Here is a 17,788-nt window from a genome sequence, read left to right as displayed (position 1 = left end):
TCGGCGAGTGTGGACAACTCGCGGGGTGTGGATAACTTCCGGCCCGACCCGGATCGAGCTACAGGGTCGCCAGATCCGTATTGGCCCCGCACAACACGATCACCGGCCGCTCCCCCGCCGCCGGCACGTACGCGCCGCACTGGATCGCCGCCACCGCGGTCGCCCCCGCCGGCTCCACCACGACCCGGAACTCGCGCCACAGATACTCCCGGGCCATCACGATCGCGTCATCGCTGACCAGCACCGATCGCACCGCATAGCGCTGCGCCACCTCCATGGCGATCTCGCCGATCCGGTTCGCGCCCAGGGCATCCGAGGTCACACTGGAGACGTCGACATCCACCGGGTGTCCCGCCGCCAGCGCCGCGTGCAGCGTCGGCGCGCCCACCGGCTCGACCCCGATCACGCGTCCGCGCAGCCCCAGCGACACCGCGATCCCGGCCACCAGGCCACCGCCGCCGACCGCGGCCAGCACCGGCGGTCTGCCGCGCACCTGCTCCTCGATCTCGAGCCCGACCACACCCGCCCCGGCCACGATCTCGGGCAGGTCGTAGGCGTGCAACGGCATGGCGCCGCGCTCGGCCGCGAGCTGGCGCGCGTATTTGTGGGCCTCGGCGTAAGTCGTTCCGTGCCACAGCACTTCGGCGCCGTGCGACCACATGGCCGCCACCTTGGTGTGCGAGGCCGACTCCGGAACCACCACCGTGCACGACATTCCGCGCACCGCACTGGCCAGTGCCGCCGCGATCCCGGCATTGCCGGCCGAGGCCAGCACCACCTGGGTCTGGTCACCGCGCGCCTGCAGCAGCGCGTTCAGGCAGCCGCGCACCTTGAAGGTGCCGCCGTGCTGGAGATGCTCGAGTTTCAGCGTCACCGGGACCGGGCCGTGCGGGCCCAGGATCTCGGTGTGGAAGACGGGGGTCTTGCGGGTGTGCCCGCGCAGCAACCGACGGGCCTGGCGTACGTCGGATCGGTAGAGCCGCTTGACTTTCCGGGTCGCCATGGCGACATCCCTCATTTGCGCACCTCTCCGTCTCGCCGGGCGAGCTCGGCGAACATGGCGTTGTACGCGTTGCGTTCCGCGTCGTCGTCACGTTCGGCCTTGCGGTCGAGCCGGGTCGCCAGGCGTTTGTCACTGCGCGACCACTGGATCAGCAGCGCCAGCATCACCACCACCAGCGGCACTTCACCGCTGGCCCAGGCGAGGCTACCGCCGGTGTGCTGATCGTCGAGCAGGTCCTTGTTCCAGGACAGGCCCAGACCGCGGTAGAACCAGCCGCCCATCACGGTGTTCATGCTCATCAGGGCGATACCGAAGAAGGCGTGGAAGGGCAGCGATCCGAAGACCATGCCCAGCTTGGTGAGCGGCTCCACCGGTCGCGGCTTGGGGTCGATGCCGATGACAACCCAATAGAAGAGGTAGCCGCTGAGCAGGAAGTGCACGTTCATCAGGATGTGCGCGCCGTGGGTGCCGACGTACTTGTCGAAGATGCCGCCCAGGTAGAGCGCGTAGAACCCGCCGACGAACAGCACCGAGGCGACGACCGGCTGGGTCAGGAAACGCGACACCGGATTGTGCACGGCCGCCAGGATCCATTCGCGCGCCCCCGGCGGCTGATTCCGACCGGCCGGTTGAATCGCGCGCAACGCCAGCAGCACCGGACCGCCCAGCGCGAACAGGATCGGCGCCAGCATGGACAGCATCATGTGCTGGGCCATGTGCACGCTGAACATGGCCGGCGCGTACCGGCCCACCCCGGAACTGGTGGCGATCAGCAGCGTCGTGCAGCCCGCGAGCCAGGCGATGGTCCGGCCGACCGGCCACGAGTCGCCGCGCTTGCGCAACCGCAGCACACCCCACACATACGCGGCGGCCAGCACCAGGGCGAGGGTGCCGAAGATCAGGTCGAAGCGCCAGTCGAACAGCAGTCGCGCGACGTTCGGCGGGCCGGCCAGGTTGTAGCCGATCTCGACCTCGGTCGGTGTCGGGACCTTGCGCTGATCCGGCGGCGGGGTGCGGCCCAGGCCCACGGCGAGACCGATGGTTGCCGCGAAGATCAGGGCCTCGACGCCCGCCAGGCGGATCAGCGCGCCGCGGTCCTGCGGATCCCGCTCCAGATCCGGGATCGCGCGCTTGCGCTGCAGGAAGCCCATGACGCCGAGCAGGATCAGCGCGGTGGCCTTGGCGAGCACGAGCTTGCCGTAGGTGGTGGTCAGCAACTCCGACACCGGCAGCCGGACCAGGGCGTTGATCACACCGCTGATCGCGATCACCACGAACGAGACGGTCGCCACGATCGAGAACCGCCGCACGGCCAGTGCCGTGTATTTGCCTTCCCGCAGCGCGTAGGCGAGCACCGCGAACAGCCCGCCGACCCAGAAGCAGGTCGAAAGCAGGTGCAGGATCAGGCTGTTGGTGGCCAGATCGTGGGCGCCGCCCGAGGAGGAATGCCCGGTCAGCGCCACCGGCAGCAGCGAGAGCACCGACAGCAGCAGCAGCACCGGAGTCCAGCCCCAGCGCAACGCCACCCGGCATCCGATCGCCAGCGCCAGCACCATGAACACGGTGAACCGCCACGACCCGGCCACCTCGACCTGGTCGGCGGCCCGCCACACCTGCTCCGGCCGTATCGAGTCGAGCAACGGTTGCCCGGTGGTGTCCGACAGCGTCAACGGCACCAGCAGCGCCGCCGCGCCCGCCCACACCAGGGCCGCGTTACCGGCCCGCCGCAACGCCCGATACCCCCCGACATCCAGCACCCCGGTGCCTTGCGGCGGCACGAAGAACGCCGCGAACAACAGCGACCCGACGGTCAACGCCGCCGCCAGATCCGCCACCGCCCGCACCGCCGGCAACCCGTAGGTGGTCAGCGGCCCCGGATCCGGAATCCCCAGCAAGGTCAGTGCCTGCGCCGCCGACAACGCCACGACCAGCGCCGCCACCAACGCGGCCGCCGCCCCACCCAGTGCCGTGACCGCAGCGAACGTCACCCCCGAACCCGACCGATTCGCCGAAACATCCGATCCTGCGGGCGGGTCCTGCACTGACGACATAGGCCCAGCGTAGTTCGGAGCGCCCGTCCAGACTCCCCTGGGGTTTCCGGTCCTCCGGTCTGCACAACCGCCCCGACGCGCCGAACGGTTGCTGAGCGAGAACCATTACTGATCTGGACGCTCGCTATACTTATCGCGCTGGACACCGAGATCGATTTGGGTCAAGGTGTTTGGAGCCCGCATCACCGCCGATGCCCGCACTGCCTCCGTAGCTCAGTTGGATAGAGCAAGGGCCTTCTAATCCCTAGGTCGCAGGTTCGATTCCTGCCGGGGGCGCACAAGGGTGACTGACCAGCGACAACGCTGGCAGTAACACCAATACCCGAGCTGGGAGAGGGTCAAACACCCAGCAACTCACTCGGCAAAGACCAACGGCCGGTGCCCATGGGCACCGGCCGTTGCTCATCGGGCACTACAGCGCGCCGCGCGGCTCGATGTCGACGACGATGATCTTCTCGTGTCGGTAGTCGTCCAGATTGGGTGTGTTCCAGCTCTCGCCCGCGCGGATTCGGTGGAACCTGAACGTGGCGTTGGTCTCGTTCGCGCTGATGATGCAGCGAACCGGGGCGGGTGGGTCGAGGTCGTGGACGAGTCGGCCGACCAACCGCGCCAACGCAATTCCGTGGAGTAGTAGCAGGCATTGGTCGTCCTCGCCGATGCTCGGCTGGCCATCGATGATGTCGATCTGGACTGGGACGAAGTCCTCGAGATGGAACGAACTGTCACCGCATTCCCAACCGGTGAGATCGGGAAAGGACGACGGCACATTGCCGACGTCGCCGGTGGAATCGGCCCACGTGACTACTTGACCTCGATGGACGATCCCCCGCGCCGCGCGTTCGCGAAGACCGGTGGCCAGCCCTCCCGGGGGCTCCATCGCGGAAGCCGTGAGTACGGCCATTGCCTCAACCGCCAAATCGTTCATCCGAACCGAGAACACGACGAGGATTATCGCCACAGAGCGACCAGTGACCGATCATGAAGTCCGACTGGAGGATCCGATAGATCTGTCGACGGCACCGATGTTGCTCAGGGATGGGTTCTCCGAGCCTAGGCTCGGATGAGGGTTTTCCGCCGAAGGGTGAGTAGATCTACGGGTGTGGTGGGGACTGTGCGGGGACGATGCTGGCTTGCGTGACGAAGACACTTGCCCCAGTTGCGGGCTCGCAGGCCCGCCGGCGGCAGACCCCGGGGTGGGATGGGGTGATCACCGCGGTGTGCATCGTTCTCGCCTTGCTGCTGGCGACCTTCTTGATGATGGCCACCGGGATGTTCGCGATGGCAGGCGATTCGTGTGCGCCTGGGAGCCCCTGCTTGGACGAGGTGGGGCGTGGGATCGAGGTGTCGTTGGTGGGGATGGCCGCGGTGCTGGTGATCGGGCTTTGCTGTGTGATCGGTGCCGCGGTGACCCGTACGTTGCGGTTTGGCTGGGCGCTGGCGACCCTACTGCTGCTGCTCGTCCCCTTTGCTGTCGGCTGCAATATCGCCGACCACGCCATGCAGCTCAGCTCGGTGGCGCCCTGACGCCTCTGAACCGCGCCGTCCAGAGGCTCTGGTTCGGGTCAGTAGACGGTGTCTTGCTGGTCTGGGACTACGGTTCCGTTGGGCCCGGTGAGGGGTTTGTGGTCGCCGGTGGCGGTGGTGAAACCTGTTGTGGCGCAGGGGTAGGGCTGGTCCTTGTGTTTCTTGGGGGTGATGAACATTGGGTTGATCAGCCATTTGCCGTCGGGGTTGGCGTAGGCGTGGCACATGAGTTCGGGTTTGTTGCGGTTGATTACGAGGTGGAGGGTGGTGGCGTCGGCGACGAAGACTACGTCGGTGTCGGAGTCACCGGCTGCGAGGGATGGGCGTTTGTCGGGGGGTTGTTGGTCGAAGGCGGTGGGGCCGGTGATGGCGAAGATGCGTTCGTTGATTGCGCAGCGTTTGCCTTCCATGTAGGTGATGACCTGGTCCGGTCCGAGGCCGCCGCAGCCTGCGATGTGGCCGGTGTAGGTGTCGTGGTCGGTGAGGGGGACGATGCCGATCACCTTGTCGGCGGGGACGCCTAGTTCGGGGGACCACACCTTGATTACCGGTTCTGCGGAGGCGGTGACGATTCGGACGTCGAATCCGTTGGCCTGCAAGGTTTTGACCAGGTCCTGTTGCTGGGGGTAGTAGCGGACCCAGCCGTCGACCTTGGTGGTGCCGATGGTTTGTTCGGTGCCTTCGGGGGCGGCGAGGTTTTGGGCTCGGGCCTGGGTGGCGTAGTCGGTGAGTTCGGTGGGGGTGTGTCCGGCCAGGAGTTGTACCTGCCAGGCGTAGGCCGGCTCCAGTCGGCGGTGGTCGTAGCCGTCGAAAGCCGATGTGCCGGCTTTGGTCTTGCCGTTGTCGCCGATGGCGAGGATCTCGTCGGCGCAGGCGGTATTGGTGGAGGTGGGCAGCGGGGTTCCCGGAACAGCGGTACCGCAGGCGGCGCGGAGAGCGTCACCGGCCGCCGGGGTCAGGTAGGGGCTGGTGGCCGACCAGTTGGTTGGCTGTAGCAGCTTGTCGTGGGACAGCAGCCAATAGAACGTGGCCTCACCGGCATCGTTCTTGACCAGCGTGTTGTCCCAGTCGAACAACGCCAGTGGCTTCGCGGCGGTGTTCTTGCCGCAGGTTCCGGTGGTGGCGATGAACGTCGACAAGGTCTCCTTGTTGGTGCCGTACCACGTCTGCGCGGGATCGAGCTGCTTGCAGGTGGGTGCGGCTGCGCCATCGGAGCCGGAGCCGCAGGCGGTCAGCGACAGTAGGGCGCCGGCGGCCGCGATCAACCCCACGAGGGATCGCTTCTTCATAGTTTCCTCTCCGTAATCGACTGGAGCCGAGGTGTTTTCAGCGCTCGTGCGCTTCCTCCAGCACGGTCCGGCCGAGCAGCGCGTAGCGGGCCGGGTCACGCAGCTTGAGGAAGAGCGCGTAGCCGATGCCAGTGGCGCCGACCAGGCCGACCAGCCACGGCGTGGCCTTCAACACCAGCGAGCCGGATTCCGCGCCGGCCGCGGTGCCCATGTTGACCACCAGCAGCACCACCACGCCCAGCATCGCCAGGCCGCCGGTCAGCGGGGCGACCAGGGTTTTGAACCAGTGCCGGGTCTCGGGGTGGTTGTTGCGGAAATAGACCAGGACCGCGAAGGAGCACAACGACTGCACGACCAGGATGGCCATGGTGCCCAGGATGGCGAGCAGGGTGTAGGTCCCGGTGTAGGGGTCCTTGCCGGCGATGCCGAAGCCGGCGATCAGCAGTCCGGCGATGATCGTCTGCACCAGGCCGGCGATGTGCGGGGAACCGTGCTTGGGGTGGGTGCGGCCGAGGGTCCGTTGCAGCACGGGCAGGACGCCCTCGCGGCCCAGCGCGTACAGGTAGCGGGCGGCGCAGTTGTGGAAGGCCATGCCGCAGGCCAGGGAACCGGTCATCATCAGCCACTGCATGGCGGTGACCGCCCAGTGGCCGACGTAGGTGGTGGTCGGGTGGAAGAACACGTCCATCGGGTTGGCGGAGCCGGCCAGGTCCACCGATTCGTCGATGCCGTTGCCGGACATCGCCATCCACGACACCAGCACATAGAACACGCCGACGCCGAGCACGGCGATCATGGTGGCCTTGGGGATGATCTTCTTCGGGTTCTTGGACTCCTCGCCGTACATGGCGGTCGACTCGAACCCGACCCACGACCAGAACGCGAAGAACAAACCCAACCCGGCCGACGGCCCGGTGAACGCGGCGACCGGGTTCAGCGGCGACAGCGAGAAGCCGTGCGGCCCGCCACCGTGCACGGCGACCGACACCGCCATCACCGCGAGCACGGTGATCTCGGTGAACAACAGGACCACCAACAGCTTTTCGGCCACGGCGACACCGAACCAGGTGCCGACCGCGTTGATCGCCAGCATCACGATCGCGAACACCCACCACGGAATGTGCGTATCGAATTGTGCGAGCACGGTATTGGTGCCGAAGCTCGCGAAGATGCCGATCAGCGACGGTTCGAACACCATGTAGGCGAAGGCCGCCAGCAGGCCCGACGCCAAACCGATGGTGCGGCCCAGACCGTAGGAGATGAAGCCGTAGAAGGCGCCGGTGGCGGTGATGTGCTTACTCATGGTGGTGAAACCCACCGAGAACACGGCCAGCACGACCATGGCGATCAGGAAGGCCGCGGGCGTGCCCTTGCCGGTGCCGGCGGAGATCATGAACGGCACGTTGCCGGTCATGGCGGTGATCGGGGCGGCGGTGGCGATGGCCATGAACACCACGCCGAGCAGTCCGATGGCGTTGGGCTTGAGCCGGTGGACGGCGGTCTCCGACTCGGGCGGCGGCGCGGCGGCAACGGCTGCGCGGGTTGTCTGCGTCATCGAAATACTCTCTCTACTAGCTGATTTCGTTATCGGAGGAAATGCCTGGTGGCCGACTCGGCAGGGCGGCGGCGGAGGCTCGGGCCTTGATCGAGACGCCGGAGCGACCGGCGCGGAACATCTGATCGATCAGGTCGCGCGCCACCATGGCGGCATCGGTGTAGCTCAGGCCGTGCGGTGGGCGGATATTCGAAATGCAGTTGCGCTCGGAGTCGGCCCGGCCCGGCTGCGGCGCATAAGTCAGATAGATGCCCAGGCTGTCGGTGACCGACAGGCCGGGCCGTTCCCCGATCACCACCAATACCGCTCGCGCACCGAGGGTTCGGCCGATGTGGTCGCCCAGCGCCACCCGCGCCTGTGTCGCGATCACCGGCGGCGCCAGGGAGTAGTCCGGCGCGAAGGCCCCGACCAGCGCGGCGCACAGTCCGGCGGCGTGCGCGGTGACCGCGGTGGCCGACAGTCCGTCGCACACCACCAGCGCCAGATCCGCTCCGGAGGAGCACAATTCGAGCGGTCCGGATGGAATGCGCCCCAGGTCCGGGCGGCGCAGATACCGGTCTCGGTCGCCCGCCGCGCTGGTCACGTGAACGGGGTCGCCCAGTTCCAGCTCGGCCAGCGCGGCGTGCACGGCAGCCACTTCCAGCGGCGTCCGCACCGCGTCCCGGGCCAGCGCGTGGGATGCGTTGAGCGCCAGCACTTCCGGCGTGGCGAGGGTGTCGCCCGCCCGGCGCAGCCCGATCCGGGCCAGCGTGTGTGACCGCATCCGATCCCAAGGATCGATACTGTCGACGGCCTCGTTGGTCATCGGTTCGCCGCCAGCGCACGCAAGGGGGATCCGGTCGGCCCGGCAGGCAGGACGCGCCCGCTGTCGTCGGCCAAGTCCATCCGCCGCAGCCACTCCTCGAATTCGGGTGCGGGCCGCAGTCCGCAGACCCGGCGCAGGTAGAGCGCGTCGTGGAAGGACAGGCTCTGGTAGCCGAGCATGGTGTCATCGGAGCCCGGGACGGTGATCACGAACGCCGTCCCGGCCACCGCCAGTGCGGTCGCGAGCAGATCCATGTCGTCGGCGTCGGCTTCGGCGTGGTTGGTGTAGCAAACGTCGACACCCATCGGCAGGCCGAGCAGTTTGCCGCAGAAGTTGTCTTCCAGCCCGGCCCGGGTGATCTGCTTGCCGTTGTAGAGGTATTCCGGGCCGATGAATCCGACGACGGTGTTGACCAGCAGCGGATCGAAGGCCCGCGCCACGCCGTACGCGCGGGCCTCCAGAGTCTGCTGATCGACCGGCTGCCCGCCCACGCCCCGGTGCGCGTCCGCCGACAATGCGGCGCCCTGCCCGGTCTCGAAATACATGACGTTCTGACCGACGGTGCCGCGACCCAATTCGCCTGCCGCCGCGGCGGTTTCGGCCAGCAGATCCAGGGTGATCCCGAAACCGGTGTTGGCGGCCTGCGTCCCGGCGATGGACTGGAACACCAGGTCGACCGGCACGCCTTGTTCGATCAGTTCCAGCGTCGTCGTCGCGTGGGTGAGCACGCAGGACTGCATCGGAATGTCGAAACGCACACGGATGTCGTCGAGCAGATGCAGCAGCCGCGCGATCGCGACCGGATCGTCGGAGGCGGGGTTGATGCCGACCACCGCGTCGCCACAGCCGAGCAGCAGCCCGTCGAGGATGCCCGCGGCGATGCCGCGCGGATCGTCGGTGGGGTGGTTCGGCTGCAACCGGGTCGCCAGCCGGCCCGGCGCGCCTATGGTGGTCCGGAACGCCGCCTGCGGCGAGAGCGCCCGGGCGACTGTGATCAGGTCCTGGTTGCGCATGAGCTTCGACACCGCGGCCGCCATCTCCGGAGTGAGGCCACGCGCGAGCGCCGGAATCGTGAATTCGGCTGTCCCGGAGGCAACTTCGGTGAGCAGCCAATCCCGGAACTCACCGACCGTCAGATGGGAGACCGGGCCGAACGCGGCCCGATCGTGCGTGTCGATGATGAGCCGGGTGACCTCGTCGGTCTCATAGGGCACCACCGGTTCGTTCAGGAACACCGCCAGCGGAATATCGGCGAGCACCCATTTCGCGGCCGCCCGCTCGGCATCCGATTCCGCTGCGCACCCGGCCAATTCGTCCCCGGATCGGGCCGGGCCGGCCTTCGCCAGTACCTCGATGAGGCTCCCGAACACATGCGTTCGTCCGCCGATCTGCTGACGGTAGGTCATCGCGGAAAACGTCCTCTCACGCCGGGCCCGGAAGCCGTCGAATTCCAATGGCGGCAGACGCTAATCGGGTTCTGTTACGGCAGCGCCGTTCCCGGATAACCGGTGATGAGAATTCCGGCGGAGAATTTTCTCACCGGCGGAAATATGGAAGTAACTGAACGTAACCGCCGCGCCACGAGCGCCTGGCTACTCTGAGGCTCTTTCGCGGACGAAGCTCGTCCGCGGCACCAGCAGAAAGGCTGCCCGCGTTTGACCGTACCCACGCCGACGCCACCGCTGGTGGTGCAGCGGTCGTCGATCAGCGGACTCCGGCGCCGGCGGCTCGCCTTCGCTCCGGTGTTCGCGCAATCGGTGGCGGCCATCGCGCCCGCCGGGACGGCCGCGGTCACCCCGCCCTTCGTGATCGCGGCGGTCGGCGGCGGGCCGAGTGTGCTGGCCTTCCTCGCCGCGGCACTGCTGACCTGGTGTGTGGCGCTGGTCGTGCGGCCGATGGCGCAGCGGATCGCGGTCACCGGCGGGCTGTACACCTACGCCGCGAAGAGTCTGGGCCCGACCTGCGCGATCCCGGTCGGCTGGTCGGCGATCGTCGGGTATGCCGCGGTGAGCGTGGCGGGGTTGGTCGCCGTCGGCACCTATCTCGGTCGGGTCGCGATGCTCGCCGGGCTCGATGTCCCGGTCGCGGTGACGATGCTGCTGTCGGTCGCGGCGGCCGCGGCCGCGGTGGTGCTGATGACCCGCGGTATCCGGCCGTCGGCCGTCGCCACCCTGCTCATCGAATGCGTATCGGTGGTGGCGATTCTGACGGCACTGGGCTATCTGCTCGTCGCCGAACGGCACGACGTCGATCCGGTCCAGGCCGTGTCGTGGCGCGGCGACACCGGTGATCTCGCCATGAGCGCGGTGGTGGCGATCAGCGCGTTCGTCGGATTCGAGAGCGCGACCACGCTGTCCGCCGAGTCGTTCCGCCCGTTCCGTTCGGTGCCGCGGACCGTGCTGTGGACACCGCTGGCGGCGGGCGTCATCTACCTGCTCGCTGTCGGCGCCGAAGCGGTGGCGCTGTCGGTGGATCCGACGGCGGGCAGCGGCACCCCGTTGTCCGATCTACTCCTGCACCATGATTCGCGGCTGCTGGCGGTCGCCCTGGATCTCGGTGTCGCCGCCTCGTTCTTCGCCTGCACCGTGGCCTCGATCAACGCCCTGGTGCGGGTGCTGTTCACGATGGGCCGGGAGGGCATCGCGCCGCGGCGGGCGGGCCGCGCGCATCCGCGTTTCCACACCCCGGCCGCGGCCATCGCCGCGGCCATGACCGTGGTGACCGGGTGCGCGATCGCGGTGCTGTGGGTGGGCGTGGCGCCGCAGGACGCGATCCGTTCGTTCCTCACCCTCAGCGCCTTCGGTTACCTGGGTTCCTACCTGCCGGCCTGCCTGGCCGGTCCGATTCTGCTGCGGCGCATCGGGGAACCGAGCCGGGCGCTGGCGATCCTGGGCGGCACCGCGGCGGCGCTGATCGGGCTGTTGATGGTCGCGGCGGCATTCTCGGGGCAACCGGGCAATACCGCCGTGGTGGCGGTGTACGTCGCGATCATGGTGGCGGGCATCGCCTTCGCCGGCGCACTGCGGCGGTTCGCGCCGGACCGGCTGCGCGGGATCGGAATATTCGATGAACCGCAACGCGACGACCTGTTGCTGACCTCGGTATTCCGGTAGCCCATGAATACACGCGGCACCTCGGTCACCAATACTCTCGCAATTATCGAGATCGTGGCGGAATGCGGTGTGGGAATCACCGCCAAGGAAATCGCGCAACGCCTCGGTCTCCCGCCGGCGACCGCGTACCGGCTGCTCAATTCTCTGGTCGCCGACGAATATTTGATCCGGACGGCCGATCTGCGCGGCTTCGGTCTCGGTGCGCGACTGCGCGGGCTGGCGGCCGCATTGAACACGCCGACCGTGTCTCGAGCAGCGCGCCAGTGCCTCGCCGAGTTCCGCGCGTCCACCCGGTTCGCGGTGAACCTGATCGGCTTCGGCGCGAGCACCGTGCGGGTGATCGATCAGGACCCCGACCATCCGGTCCCGGCCGAGCGGGAGCTGACCCGATGCCTGCACGCCTCCGCTGCAGGCAAGCTACTGCTGTCCGTCCACAGTGATTGGCCCGCACTGGTTCCGGCGCCGATCCGCCTCACCCCGAACACCCGGGTCACGCACGCGGCCCTCGCCGCGGACATCGCCGCCATCCGATCCACCGGCCACGCCCGCGCCGTCGACGAACTCCTACCGGGCCTGACCTGCTTCGCCTACCCGATCCGCAGTGAATCCGGCACTCCCGACGCCGCCCTCTGCCTGGCGGGCGCCACCAGCCGCCTCGACGCCATGACCACCTTCGACGAGTCCGCCCGAAGGTGCGCGGCGCAGCTGGAAACACTGCTGTTCTGATGGTCCCGGCCGCTAGGTGACCGACGCGTCGGAGTGGAACAGCAACTGCCAGTATTCGCTGCGTATCGCGTCCCACAGGTCGGCGAACTTGCCGAATCGTTCACGAGCCCAGCACAGGTCGTGACAGCTGTCGTCGTCGAAGGCCACGTACTCGGGGAGCCGCGCCGCATTCGTCACGGTGAGTGCGAGGATCTCGATACTGCTGCCGATCATTCGCCACGCCGCCTGCCCCCTGCCGACGGAGGTGTAGCGGGTTCGAGGTGTGCCGTGTGCGGGAACTGCTGACATGTATCGCAATCCGGGATGAAGTGGACGGTCCCATCGACTGTCCTCCCCGGCGCCCGCGCGATCAATCGGGGAGGCGTCCAACGCAACGTCCGGTGTGACCGCATCGGCTTGGATGTTCCTCCTGCGGAAACACCCCGAGCCCCGGTCATCGAAGGGTCGAGCCGGCAAGGGCTTCCGGTGTGAAGACGTACCGTTTGAACCAGTGTGGAATGCGGCGGCGCAGGGTGGCGTCGCCCTCCAACTGGACGCCGGGTTGGTGCTGGAGCTCGTGCCAGGACAGGTCGCCTGTCCACCATTTGGTGAGTGCGAGGGTGGGGGCGGTGAGCCAGAGGTCCACGGGGGCTCCGGTGTCGTCGCGGCACAGATTGACTCCGGTCGGCGACAGGTGCAGCCAGAAGTAGCGGTCCGTCGGCTGCCGGTCGGTGAAGGTGAGCGCCAGCACGACGGTGCGATCGGGGAGTTCGGTCATATCGATGCGGCGCTGCATATCCCAGGTCAGGGCGGCGGTGTCGAGATCGCCCTCGGACAGTGCCGCGCTGTCGGCGTCTACTGCCCAGCGGGCCAATTCCTGGAGCACCGGAGCCAGGTCGCGACCCGAGTCGGTGAGGCGGTAGTCGGCGTCGATGATCCCGGCCGCCCGCAGTGCCCGCAGCCGCGTCGACAAGGTGGCTCGGGGAATCCGCGGCAACCCTCGGCGGATGTCACTGAAGGACGCGGCGCCCATCATCAACTCCCGCACGATCAACAGGGTCCAGCGCTCGCCGAGTACATCCAACGCCCGTGCCACCGCACAGAACTGTCCATATCCGCCCACACGGGCATGCTATGCCCGAACCGGGGAAGTCCGTGGTTCAAAGATTGAACTGGACCGGCCCGGCGGCGGCGATCACCATGGCGGCATGAGCAACGTGCAAGCAACACTCGCGTTCCCGTTCCGGCCGCAATGGTCGGATATGGATCAGAACGGCCATATGCGCACCGCCGGCTACCTCTCCGCGGCGGAGAACAGCCGAATGCTGTACTTCAGCGAGTCCGGCTTCTCCGCGGGAGAGTTCGCGCGGCGCGGCTTCGGCCCGGTCATCCAGACCGACACCCTGAACTACCGCAGCGAACTGCGCCTGCTGGAACCCGCTCAATTGTCGCTGCGCCTGGCGGGCCTGTCCGGCGACGGCGCCCGCTTCATCATGCGCAATAGCTTCACCCGCGCCGACGGCGTCGTCGCCGCGACGGTCACCTCCACCGGAGGCTGGCTCGACCTCGCCGGCCGACGCCTGATCGCCGCACCCGAGGACCTGCTGACGCTGCTGCGTGCGCTCCCCCGCACCGACGACTTCGCCGAACTGACCTCACCGCTGCGCGCATCGGCGAACGGATAGCCGGCGACACACCCGCCTCTCCGGCTGACCCCGCCAGCTGGCGAAATACCGCTGATCAGAGGTAGTGGAGTGCACAATGTGTGCCCATGCAGACATTTGCCCGAGTGTTGCAAGCCTTCGTCGTCAGTGCGATGGTCGTGGGGGTCGGCCAGGGAATCGAGGCCGCGCCGGCGGGAGCCGCGCCGCAGATTCAGTTGCCTTGGCTGAGCTCTCAGCCCGATGGAGTGCAGGCCGATGGGGCCGCGTTGGCGGATGGGTTCACCGGGACCCTGCTTTGGTCCCGGGAAGCCGATACCCAGATTCCGATCGCCAGTATCGCGAAGGCGATGACCGCGTTGGTAGTGATCAACAGCGGGGATCTGGAGCGGAGCATCACGGTGCCGGCCGAAGCGGTCGCCTACTGCGTGCGCAATGACGGGAGCACGGCCGGGCTCGCCGCCGGGGAAGTACTCACGGCGCGGCAGTTGCTGTTCGCGATGATGCTGCCGTCGGGGTGCGACGCGGCCTACACACTGGCCGAGTCCTATGGGCCGGGGCAGGACGGGTTCATCGGGAGGATGAACGACACCGCGCGCCAGATCGGTATGGGGGGAACGGGTTTCGCTGATCCGAGTGGATTGCCGGTCCCTGACGACTACTCGACCTATTCGACACCGGCGGCGCTGATCCGGCTCGGGCTGGTCGCCATGGGACAGCCGGTCTTCCGCGAGGTGGCCGGGACACAGACTTATCACCTGCCGGCGGGAGCGGGCAATCGGGACCACGTCTGGAAGACGACGAACCAGTTGCTTCGCGAATACCCGGGCACCATCGGGATCAAGACCGGGTCCACCGACGCGGCGGGCGCCTGCCTGTTGTTCGAAACCGTCAGGGCCGGAATCCCGCTCATCGGTGTGGTGCTGCACAGTGCGGGCAGCGGTGCGGCCGCGAAGGCCGACGCGGAGCGGATGTTGAACTGGGCGTACGGCCCGACGCTGGCCGCGCTGCCGACCGGGTCGACCGGGTCGTAGCAGCGACCGGGCGGGGCAGGATCGATGCGGTCCTGCCCACCTCGCGGGGCGATCGGACGCCTGGGTCAGTGGATCGCGATCATCCCGGTTTGCCCGGAGCGGGACGAGCCGCCGAAGTCACCGGAGCTGCCGGAGTAGCCGGAGCGGCCGGCGTCACCGGAGCTGCCGAAGTCGCCGGAGTCGGCGCTTCGATCACGATGGGCGAGTCCGGGCCGAAGGCCATGCCGAAGCGGGGACGACCGTCCGGGCCGAAGTACATGGGCTGCACGCGAATACTGCGGCCCTCCCAGCCGGTGCCCGGTTCGAGGCGGGCGTGGTAGGTGATCCACGGGTGGCCGTCGATGGTGAGGAATCCGTTGTGCCCCGGGGCGATCGCGCCGGGGCCACCGGGCAGCATGGGTCCGCCGGATTTGGTCCAGGCCTTGGGGTCCAAGGGATTTCCGCCGCGCGCCAATTCGAGCAAGCCGATTCGGTAGGTGTCGTCGAAGCTGGCGTTGGCGGAGAAGGTGGCGAAGAGGCGGCCGTCGGGCGCGATCAGCGGCTGCGGGGCCTCGTTGATCTTCAGATCCGCGTCGTTGGGGACGGTTTCCCAGTCCGCGGTCGGGGTGGCGATGCTGACGCGGTCGCCGACCGGCGTCATCGGATCCGACATCCGGACCACGCAAATGTCCTGTACGCGTGTGTCTTCGGGGTCGTGCAGGCAGGACCAGAAGTAGTAGCCCACATTCTCGAACTGCTGGTAGGTGCCGTCGATGGCCCAGCCGCCGGGCAGATTCAGCGGCCCGAGATAGTCGTAGGGACCGGTGGGATCGTCACCGGTGGAACGCAATGCGTACATCCGATGGGACTCGTTGCTGTCGTCGGACTGCCCCGCGAAGTAGATCCACCACCGGTCACCGATGTGCACCAGTTCCGGCGCCCAGATCTTGGTGCAGGCGGGCGCGGGGCAGGCGGGGTGCTCCCACACCACCTTCGGCTCGCTCTTGCCCAACCCGCCGAGCGTGTCCGAGCTGCGGATCACGATGTTGTCGTCGTTGTAGAAGTCGCCCTGCACCAAGTGGAATCGGCCTTGGTAGTACGCCATGCTCGGGTCGGCTCCGGGCGCCAGCACCGGATTGGCGAATTCCTCGCCGGGCGGCCCGGATGCGGGCGCCTGCGCCGCACCCACCCCGACGACCGTGGACCCGATCGCCACCGTCACCGCACCCGCGACCGCCAGAACGCTGCGCCAACCCGTAAACCTCACCGCTCCGGCGGGGAGCGAACCGATCAGGGCGACGCGGCGATTCATGTGCAGTCCCATCCCTTCGCGGAGCCAGTGAATCATCAGCAACGCTACTGCCCGGAAACACCGCGATCGGCCATCGCCACTCCGCGGCCGCGACCACGGATCGCTCAGCCGGGATCACGCAGCAGGTGTTGCACCGCGCCCGCCACCACCCGATAGGCGAGCCAGGCCGGGACGATGACCAGCACGATCAGGCGCAACGCCGACACCGTGGCGGCGAAGAGCAGGTAGCCGAGGCCCATGCCGCCGGGCGAACCGAATCCGTGGCTCTCCGACACCGACGCCAGGACCGGGCGCAGGGCGAGATACAGCACGACGGGGATCAGTGGGAAGCGGATCAGCCGCCAGACGGCGCGCAGCCAGGCGGGCGGTTTCATCGCGCCAGCTCCGGCCCGGAGGTGAGGAAGGCGAGCAACAGTGCGTTGCCGATCGCCCCGCCGTTCGCGAAGCGCAGCCGGTTCCCGCTGCGCAGCGGCAGGCCGGTGAGGTCGGTGGTGCGGAAAATACGGGTGAACACGTCGCGGTGACCGAAGGCGCGGGCGGGGGCGAGCGCGAATGCGGTGGCCGACACCGAGATTCCGAGAATCACCGGACCGCTGTCGATGTCCCCGGGTCCGTCGGAGCCGCCGCCGTATTCGTGGATCGCGCCGAATCCGAGCACGCTGCGCTCCTCCCGGAACAGTCCGGTCGCCAACTGTTCGGCGAGCGCCCGGTCCGCGAAGCCGGCGAAGTAGGCCGCCAGTCCGGTGCCCGAGGCGCGCGGGGCGTCGTGCGCGTGCCCGTCGGCGCCCATGCGTTGCAGCACCAGCCCGGTACCCGGGTCGATCTGGACCGCGCGGACCTGCCGAGCCCAGTGCGCGAGGACGGCGCTGTGGTCGGCGCCGGTCGCGCGGCCGTGCACGGCGATCGCGGCGGCGACGGCGGCCACATCGGTCGGGTAGGCCTCATCGGGAAAGGTGTCGATCAGCGCGGTCGGCGAGGCGAGCAGCCGCCGCTCGTAGGAAGCGACGAGCGCGTCCTGCCGGGCGGCGAGGTCGGGCGGAAAGGCCGGATCGACCAGGCGAGCCATCCCCAGGGCGAGGGCCGGGTAGGAGAGGTAGGCGTGCCCGTTCGCGGAGTCGGGCACGGTCACGCCGTCCTCGCCGTGCCAGGCCGCGGTGAACACCGGCCGCATCTCGGGCAGCAGTGTCTTGGCGGCCGCGCGGGTCGCGACGGGGGCGTAGCGGTCGCGCCATTCGGGGTGCGCCAGCGAGATCTGCGCGAGGCCGAGCGCGGTCATCTGATGTGCGATCAGTCCCCACATGCCGGTCAGCTCGCCACTCGATCCGTTCGCGCGCTGCTGATCGTCGGCGGCTTCGAAGGCCACCGACTCCTCGGCCAGCGCGCGCACCCGTCCCGGATCCCCGCGCAACCAGGCGTCGGCGTCGCGGCCGCACCACCAACTCGGCAACAGACCCGCGATCGTCACCGCCGCCACGACACCGGCCGCCAGGGCGAGCGGACGGCGAAACCTGCGTGAGCGGCGTGACACGCCGTCCGGACTCCCCATGTCTCCGAACGTACCTGGATTCGCGTACCAGATGCTATGCGCGGCGGCGGGTTTCGAATCCTTCGAGCGTTCTCACAGTGCGCGCGAAAGCTATTCCGGTCGATCGTCCGAAATACGACGCGGTCATTTACCGGACCACCGCGCCAAGCAGGGTTGAAACACAATCCGGCGCTTTGTTCGTTAATCCGGGATATTACCCTCGCGTAGCCGG

Annotated in this window: 17 protein-coding genes and 1 tRNA gene; 6 read left to right on the top strand and 12 right to left on the bottom strand. The window is 68.1% G+C overall.

Annotation, left to right across the window (positions count from 1 at the left end; translation table 11 throughout):
* Nucleotides 1-58: 58 nt before the first annotated feature.
* Entirely contained in the window at nucleotides 59-1,003 is a 945-nt protein-coding gene (locus tag ACYVKL_RS33085) for a threonine/serine dehydratase (protein WP_379167244.1), read from the bottom strand.
* Between the two features lie 11 nt (nucleotides 1,004-1,014).
* Entirely contained in the window at nucleotides 1,015-3,054 is a 2,040-nt protein-coding gene (locus ACYVKL_RS33080) for a bifunctional copper resistance protein CopD/cytochrome c oxidase assembly protein (RefSeq protein WP_379167246.1), read from the bottom strand.
* Nucleotides 3,055-3,256: 202 nt separating this feature from the next.
* On the opposite strand from ACYVKL_RS33080, the gene ACYVKL_RS33075 reads away from it, so the two are divergent.
* Nucleotides 3,257-3,330, top strand: a tRNA-Arg gene (locus tag ACYVKL_RS33075).
* A 136-nt stretch (nucleotides 3,331-3,466) separates the two neighbouring features.
* Here ACYVKL_RS33075 and ACYVKL_RS33070 read toward each other — a convergent pair.
* Nucleotides 3,467-3,994 carry a hypothetical protein gene (locus tag ACYVKL_RS33070; RefSeq protein ID WP_379167247.1) on the bottom strand — a complete coding sequence of 176 codons (528 nt, stop codon included), beginning with the start codon at nucleotides 3,992-3,994 and terminating at the stop codon, nucleotides 3,467-3,469.
* 263 nt (nucleotides 3,995-4,257) lie between these two features.
* Here ACYVKL_RS33070 and ACYVKL_RS33065 point away from each other — a divergent pair, with 263 nt between their 5' ends.
* Nucleotides 4,258-4,578 carry a hypothetical protein gene (locus tag ACYVKL_RS33065; protein WP_460773760.1) on the top strand — a complete coding sequence of 107 codons (321 nt, stop codon included), beginning with the start codon at nucleotides 4,258-4,260 and terminating at the stop codon, nucleotides 4,576-4,578.
* Nucleotides 4,579-4,616: 38 nt separating this feature from the next.
* Here ACYVKL_RS33065 and ACYVKL_RS33060 read toward each other — a convergent pair whose 3' ends face one another.
* Genes ACYVKL_RS33060 through ACYVKL_RS33045 form a run of 4 tightly spaced genes read right to left on the bottom strand, consistent with a single transcriptional unit; the run spans nucleotide 4,617 to nucleotide 9,633 of the window.
* Nucleotides 4,617-5,867 carry an HAD family hydrolase gene (locus tag ACYVKL_RS33060; RefSeq protein ID WP_379167252.1) on the bottom strand — a complete coding sequence of 417 codons (1,251 nt, stop codon included), beginning with the start codon at nucleotides 5,865-5,867 and terminating at the stop codon, nucleotides 4,617-4,619.
* 37 nt (nucleotides 5,868-5,904) lie between these two features.
* Nucleotides 5,905-7,422, bottom strand: a complete 1,518-nt coding sequence (locus ACYVKL_RS33055) for an APC family permease (RefSeq protein WP_379167254.1) — start codon at nucleotides 7,420-7,422, stop codon at nucleotides 5,905-5,907.
* Nucleotides 7,423-7,438: 16 nt separating this feature from the next.
* Nucleotides 7,439-8,227 carry an ethanolamine ammonia-lyase subunit EutC gene (gene eutC / locus ACYVKL_RS33050; protein WP_379167257.1) on the bottom strand — a complete coding sequence of 263 codons (789 nt, stop codon included), beginning with the start codon at nucleotides 8,225-8,227 and terminating at the stop codon, nucleotides 7,439-7,441.
* Nucleotides 8,224-9,633 (bottom strand): ethanolamine ammonia-lyase subunit EutB, encoded by a 1,410-nt coding sequence (locus tag ACYVKL_RS33045; RefSeq protein ID WP_379167259.1) that lies wholly within the window; start codon nucleotides 9,631-9,633, stop codon nucleotides 8,224-8,226. The genes eutC and ACYVKL_RS33045 overlap by 4 nt, the downstream gene beginning before the upstream one ends.
* Before the next feature lie 249 nt (nucleotides 9,634-9,882).
* Between ACYVKL_RS33045 and ACYVKL_RS33040 the strand changes: the two genes are divergently transcribed.
* On the top strand, nucleotides 9,883-11,340 hold the full coding sequence (locus tag ACYVKL_RS33040) for an APC family permease (RefSeq protein WP_379167261.1): 1,458 nt from the start codon (nucleotides 9,883-9,885) through the stop codon (nucleotides 11,338-11,340).
* A gap of 3 nt (nucleotides 11,341-11,343) precedes the next feature.
* Nucleotides 11,344-12,066, top strand: coding sequence for an IclR family transcriptional regulator (locus ACYVKL_RS33035; protein ID WP_357192878.1), 723 nt, complete (start codon nucleotides 11,344-11,346; stop codon nucleotides 12,064-12,066).
* A 12-nt stretch (nucleotides 12,067-12,078) separates the two neighbouring features.
* On the opposite strand, the gene ACYVKL_RS33030 is transcribed toward ACYVKL_RS33035, so the two are convergent.
* Both ACYVKL_RS33030 and ACYVKL_RS33025 read right to left on the bottom strand, forming a co-directional pair.
* A complete protein-coding gene (locus ACYVKL_RS33030; protein ID WP_379167263.1) occupies nucleotides 12,079-12,279 on the bottom strand; it encodes a hypothetical protein in 201 nt (66 codons plus the stop codon).
* A gap of 220 nt (nucleotides 12,280-12,499) precedes the next feature.
* Complete coding sequence (locus ACYVKL_RS33025; RefSeq protein WP_379167265.1) at nucleotides 12,500-13,141, bottom strand: winged helix-turn-helix transcriptional regulator; 642 nt, start codon at nucleotides 13,139-13,141, stop codon at nucleotides 12,500-12,502.
* A 112-nt stretch (nucleotides 13,142-13,253) separates the two neighbouring features.
* Between ACYVKL_RS33025 and ACYVKL_RS33020 the strand changes: the two genes are divergently transcribed.
* Both ACYVKL_RS33020 and ACYVKL_RS33015 read left to right on the top strand, forming a co-directional pair.
* The gene (locus tag ACYVKL_RS33020; RefSeq protein WP_379167267.1) at nucleotides 13,254-13,730 is read left to right on the top strand and encodes a thioesterase family protein; all 477 of its coding nucleotides are present in this window, start codon (nucleotides 13,254-13,256) and stop codon (nucleotides 13,728-13,730) included.
* An 86-nt stretch (nucleotides 13,731-13,816) separates the two neighbouring features.
* Nucleotides 13,817-14,740, top strand: a complete 924-nt coding sequence (locus ACYVKL_RS33015) for a D-alanyl-D-alanine carboxypeptidase family protein (protein WP_379167269.1) — start codon at nucleotides 13,817-13,819, stop codon at nucleotides 14,738-14,740.
* Nucleotides 14,741-14,819: 79 nt separating this feature from the next.
* Here the strand turns inward: ACYVKL_RS33015 and ACYVKL_RS33010 are convergent, their stop codons facing one another.
* From ACYVKL_RS33010 to ACYVKL_RS33000, 3 genes are all read right to left on the bottom strand, one after another.
* Nucleotides 14,820-16,031 (bottom strand): glycoside hydrolase family 43 protein, encoded by a 1,212-nt coding sequence (locus ACYVKL_RS33010; RefSeq protein ID WP_379167271.1) that lies wholly within the window; start codon nucleotides 16,029-16,031, stop codon nucleotides 14,820-14,822.
* Between the two features lie 104 nt (nucleotides 16,032-16,135).
* Entirely contained in the window at nucleotides 16,136-16,405 is a 270-nt protein-coding gene (locus ACYVKL_RS33005; RefSeq protein ID WP_379167273.1) for a hypothetical protein, read from the bottom strand.
* Nucleotides 16,402-17,577, bottom strand: coding sequence for a hypothetical protein (locus tag ACYVKL_RS33000; protein ID WP_379167275.1), 1,176 nt, complete (start codon nucleotides 17,575-17,577; stop codon nucleotides 16,402-16,404). Before ACYVKL_RS33000 ends, ACYVKL_RS33005 begins: the two co-directional genes overlap by 4 nt.
* Between the last annotated feature and the right edge of the window lie 211 nt (nucleotides 17,578-17,788).

The organism is Nocardia tengchongensis, from assembly GCF_054781395.1.
The sequence above is the reverse complement of the archived record's forward strand: the minus strand, read 5'-3'. Positions and strand labels throughout refer to the sequence as shown.